Origin of the sequence: Okeania sp. SIO2F5 (assembly GCF_010692685.1) — a bacterium.
GTDB classification, from domain to species: Bacteria; Cyanobacteriota; Cyanobacteriia; order Cyanobacteriales; family Microcoleaceae; genus Okeania; species Okeania hirsuta.
The window spans coordinates 1-5,111 of sequence record NZ_JAAHGU010000246.1; the positions used below are offsets into that span (position 1 = coordinate 1).

Below are 5,111 nucleotides of genomic sequence, written 5' to 3' on the forward strand. Positions count from 1 at the left end.
CAGATGTATCTGTGGAGGAGAGTACTGCAAAAAGATCACAGACAGAGATGAAGAAATCTCCAGATGTATCTGTGGAGGAGAGTACTGCAAAAAGATCACAGACAGAGATGAAGAAATCTCCAGATGTGTCTGTGGAGGAGAGTACTGCAAAAAGATCACAGACAGAGATGAAGAAATCTCCAGAAACATCAGACATCTCCGATAATTCAAACTCCGTTGTGAAAAGTTTGTTAAATCGTTATTTACGGAGAGATACATCAGTAGATAATGCTTTACAACAGAGACAAAAAAATGATGCGGAGATGAACAAAGTTCCAGAAGCATCTGTGGATGAAACAACAGTGCCAACACCACAGACTGAGTTAACTCCAGAAGCATCTGTGGAGGAAACAACGGTGCAAACACCACAGACTGAGTTAGCTCCGGAAGCATCTGTGGAGGAAACAACGGTGCAAACACCACAGACTGATGTGGAAAAGGAGAAATCTCAAGAAGCAATTTTGAAGGATGTTTTGCCCTTGACATCAAAAAATGATGTTTCTAATTTTAAAGATAGTGATGCTCGCTACAAGCAAAAACAAATTCAACCTCAAGAAAAAGATCCTCAAGAAACCATCGCTAATTTAACTGAAGCACTTCAACTTAAGCAAAATGAAGCCGATATTTACTGCCAGCGAGGTAAAACACATTCTCAAATAGGAAATTATCAGGAGGCGATCGCTGATTTTACTGAAGCACTCACATTGAATATCGATCCAGATAAAACTTATACCTGTTATAATGAAAGAGGTGTTGCCTATTCACATTTAAAAGATTATCAGAAGGCACTTGCTGATTTTACTGTTGCGATTAAAATCGATCCTAGGGATCCTAACGCTTGTCACAACCGAGGAAATCTTCACTCTGTCATGGGAAATTATCAGGAGGCGATCGCTGATTTTACTACAGTTATCAAATCTCATTCCAAAGATGCTGATGCCTATAATAATCGAGGTATTTGTCTTTATGAAATGAAGGATTTTAATGGAGCGATTTCTGATTTTACTGAGGCAATTAAGATTAATCAGAATTATGCAGATGCTTATATTAATCGAGGCATTTCTAATTATCAAATAGGAGATTATCAGCAGGCAATAGATGATTATACAGAAGCAATTAAACTGGAACCAAAATATGCTAAAACTTATAATTCCCTTGAGCAAAAATTAAATAGTTATTTACAGAGAGGTGTATCAGTAGAGGAGACTTTATCACAGACATCAGATAATGAGATGGAAACATCTCCAGAAGCAGTTTTGAAGGATGTTTGGCCCCTTGCGCCAAAGAGTGATGCTCGCTACAAGCAAAAAGAAATTCTGCCTCAAGAAAAAGATCCTCAAGAAACCATCGCTAATTTAACTGAAGCACTTCGACTGAATCCAGCCGATATTTACTACCAGAGAGGTAAAACACAGTCTCAAATAGGAAATTATCAGGAGGCGATCGCTGATTTTACTGAAGCACTCACATTTAATCTCGATCCCTATCAAATTTATACCTGTTATAATGAAAGAGGTGTTGCCTATTCACATTTAGAAGATTATCAGAAGGCACTTGCTGATTTTACTACTGCGATTAAAATCGATCCTAGCGATCCTAACGCTTGCCACAACCGAGGAAGTCTTCACTCTGTCATGGGAAATTATCAGGAGGCGATCGCTGATTTTACTACAGTTATCAAATCTCATCCCAAAGATGCTGATGCCTATAATAATCGAGGTATTTGTCTTTATGAAATGAAGGATTTTTATGGGGCGATCGCTGATTTTACTGAGGCAATTAAGATTAATCCGGATTATGCAGATGCTTATAATAATCGAGGCATTTCTAATTATGAAATAGCGGATTATCAGCAGGCAATAGATGATTATACAGAAGCAATTAAGCTGGAACCAAAAGATGCTAAAACTTATTATAATCGTGGTATACTTCGTTACTTTACCAAAAAATATCAAGAGGCAATAGATGACTTTGAAAAAGCGGCCGTTCTTTATCAACAACAAGGAAAAACTGAGGATTATCAGGAAGTGATGAAAATGATTAGAAAGCTAAATAAGTAATGATTTTTTTTTGAAAACGTCAAGATTCAGGTATGGAATTTGGGCATAAAAGAAGGAAATAATAAGTCACAATTACAGGCGATCGTTATTATGGATAGCTCAAATAAATCAATGACGGAGTACCTTTGGCAACGAGAAGTTTTTCAAAGTTGGTAAGCTTTCTGGGTGTTGGAGTACCTCCATTGACTTTCCATTGAGCGATCGCCAGTCGGAGCGTTAGCAAAGTGCCTGTGGAAAAGGAGCGCTCTGACTTAAATCTTTCAGTTAAAATTCAATCATTGAAGACAAAATTAACTTATAAAAAGGTAAATTTTTCCAAATAACTAATGTCAATATTTTCATCGTTTCAAAAGACAAAAAGGTATAAATGCACAGAGGTTAAATGTATGGATAGAACTGACTAACTAACCTCATAGATTGACTATTTTATATTAGTGGCCATATAAATTTTTTTTCTGGGTAATTATGAATAATTATTACTTACCACTTCTCATCAAGATGTTATACAAATTACCATGGAAGTAAAAGTTAGCAATTTCCCGTCAATAAAATGAAATCAATTTATTTATTAATTTCAACTTTTTTGATGGTCGCTTCTGATTGCCTGCCCATAATTATTCAGAAAGACAACTTCAGAAACAAACACCACTATAATCAAGTTGAAATCATCAATTATCAAAATCAACAATCAACTTTACCTATTTCATTTTCCGGACAAAAGAAAACTTACTTGATAGCTCAAACACAAGAAAATAATCCACCAGAAGATCGAAAACAGAAAGAACAACCAGAATATCAAAAAGTGATGGTAATCGCTCTGTTTGCCTCATTTCTATTTTTGTTTGTGATTTCTGGTTTAATTGCTTTGGGAGGAATTACAGAAAAAATTAAAGTAAAGGATAAATTTCTCGGTCCTTTATTTATTGCAGTTTTAATAGAAGGATTATGTCCGGCAGTATTAGCATTTGGGAGGCCGGAAATTATTTTTCCCGATCATATAATTCAGGACTTAAAGAATGAAATAAAGAATTTAACAGAGGAAAACAATAATTTGGCTGAAATCAAGAAATGCCAAGACAAAGAATCTGAGCTGGAGACAAAAGATGGAGAGATTCAACAACTAAACAACAAAATTGGTAGCCAAGACAAAGAAATTATTACTTTGAAAGCTCAAATTGCAGGTTGTGTAAAAATAGATAAAAGCTTTTTTGGTAAAATAGCTAAAATAGATGATTATGCTAGAAGCCTTCCTCCGGATAGAACATTTGACCCAATGTATACATACGACCCAATTCTTAGCAATCAAACAAAGGAAATAGAGACCAGAAAAGAATACTGTCAAACTATCCAAGAGCTTTTAAAAGTTATTGGTCAACTAGAAAAAAACAGATATCCTAATAATAACTGTAGAGAAACTGCAAGACAATTAGCAGAATATCAAAGTCAAAAAGGTGTTAAAGAACCATTCGATGAACTTTACGACCCAAACAAAACAACAACTTATTTAATTATTGATTATCTGGAAATAAAAGGATTAATTGACAAATAAATTAAGATGTCAAAAAATATCCTGTTTCTCATCAAATTAAATTAGGATATAGAAAACAACAACTAATCATTTCTATCTCCTAAAAAAAAATGCAATTTAACACTTTTGTTTCATCCATTAAAGATTTAAAAAGGTGCGTCAACGCCCCTAACTTGCAAGAAATTTTACTACAACCTACCCTACTTGCCAGACAGGGGCAACTCTCACAACAACAGGTACAGTCTTTAGCAGCAACAGCAGTAGAATTTGGTTTGCGTCCGGTGTTGGTGTGGGATATTCTGATGCCAGAACAAGTTATGAATAGGATTTGCGAACAACTGACTCACTGGGATTTGAACAAGTTTGAGGCAGTTAGAGTTTGCGATCCAGGTGCTGCCTGGTGGTTGAAAATTCATTATCCAACTATAGCGCTACAATTTGTTGTGGAAACAGGTAATCACAACTTGGAAGCATTAAGGGGTTGGTGTGAGATTTTTTCTGATTCCTTGGAACGTTTAATACTATCCATTGAACTGCCAGAACAAAAACTAATTGAATATTGCCAAACTCTTCCTATCGGTTGCGAAGTTTTGGGAGTGGGGCAAATTTTGTTGTTTTATTCGCCACGTTCCCTACTATCTCCACATTTATTAGACTCTGAGTCTCAGCAAAAAGTACGTTTGCAAACTACAGTGTCATCGGAAGATAGCAATAACCGATCTTTCCCTACTTTGGAAACGGTACATGGTACGTTTATGTTTTTGGATAAAGACCAGTTTATTCTGGATAAACTCGATCGCTTACAGGAAGCTGGTTTACATACTGTCTGTTTGGACTTGCGACATTTGGGGAAAGATGCTGATGTGGCAGTAGATATTGAGCAAATTTGTAGTCAGATTTTAACTGACCCCATTTCTTTGCGCAAAAATTGGCCAAGACCAACGCGGTCGCCTTTTTTTAATGCTAACCGCACTACTTCTATATTTTCTCGGATGAAGTCTAAGCATAAGTTAATTCAGTATCGACAAGAAGTTGGTTTAGCGGAGGTTTTAGCAGGAGAGAGTGGAAATTATGTTGTGTTTCACTCTTTGCGACCTTTTGCTGTTTCTCAAGTGGAGAAAATAATTGTACCTACTGGGGAAGAAATAGAGATTCCAGAAGAGATAGTATTTCGTAACTTAAATGGTCAGGTAATTGAGTCATGCGATCGCGAACAAATTCTCATTACAGACTGGATCAAAAAAGCAATGCCAGGTTCATTATTGTTGGGAAAAAATGGGGAGTAGGGGAGTAGCGGAGTGGGGGAGAGTGGAGCATTTTTTTACTTTTTTCCCCTATCCTATTTCTGAATTTCTTGAGGACTGAGGACTGAGGACTGAGGACTGACTGCTGATGCCAAAAGCACATACCGCCTACAAAGATACTATAGCAGTCGCCAATATAGTTAGGACATCGAGTAATTATGATGATTTACAGCGCTTTTC

3 protein-coding genes are annotated in these 5,111 nt (G+C 36.3%); all 3 read left to right on the plus strand.

Annotated elements, in window-relative coordinates:
* The coding region (locus F6K27_RS32295) for a tetratricopeptide repeat protein (protein ID WP_287300962.1) at positions 1-2,099 on the plus strand (2,099 nt) is incomplete at its 5' end.
* Between the two features lie 550 nt (positions 2,100-2,649).
* Positions 2,650-3,648 carry a hypothetical protein gene (locus F6K27_RS32300; RefSeq protein ID WP_287277368.1) on the plus strand — a complete coding sequence of 333 codons (999 nt, stop codon included), beginning with the start codon at positions 2,650-2,652 and terminating at the stop codon, positions 3,646-3,648.
* A gap of 89 nt (positions 3,649-3,737) precedes the next feature.
* Entirely contained in the window at positions 3,738-4,913 is a 1,176-nt protein-coding gene (locus tag F6K27_RS32305; protein ID WP_287277366.1) for a U32 family peptidase, read from the plus strand.
* Positions 4,914-5,111: the final 198 nt, after the last annotated feature.

Coding starts and splice junctions, on each gene's coding strand:
- F6K27_RS32300 (WP_287277368.1), top strand. CDS start 2,650: ATGAAATCAATTTATTTATTAATTTCAACTTTTTTGATGGTCGCTTCT.
- F6K27_RS32305 (WP_287277366.1), top strand. CDS start 3,738: ATGCAATTTAACACTTTTGTTTCATCCATTAAAGATTTAAAAAGGTGC.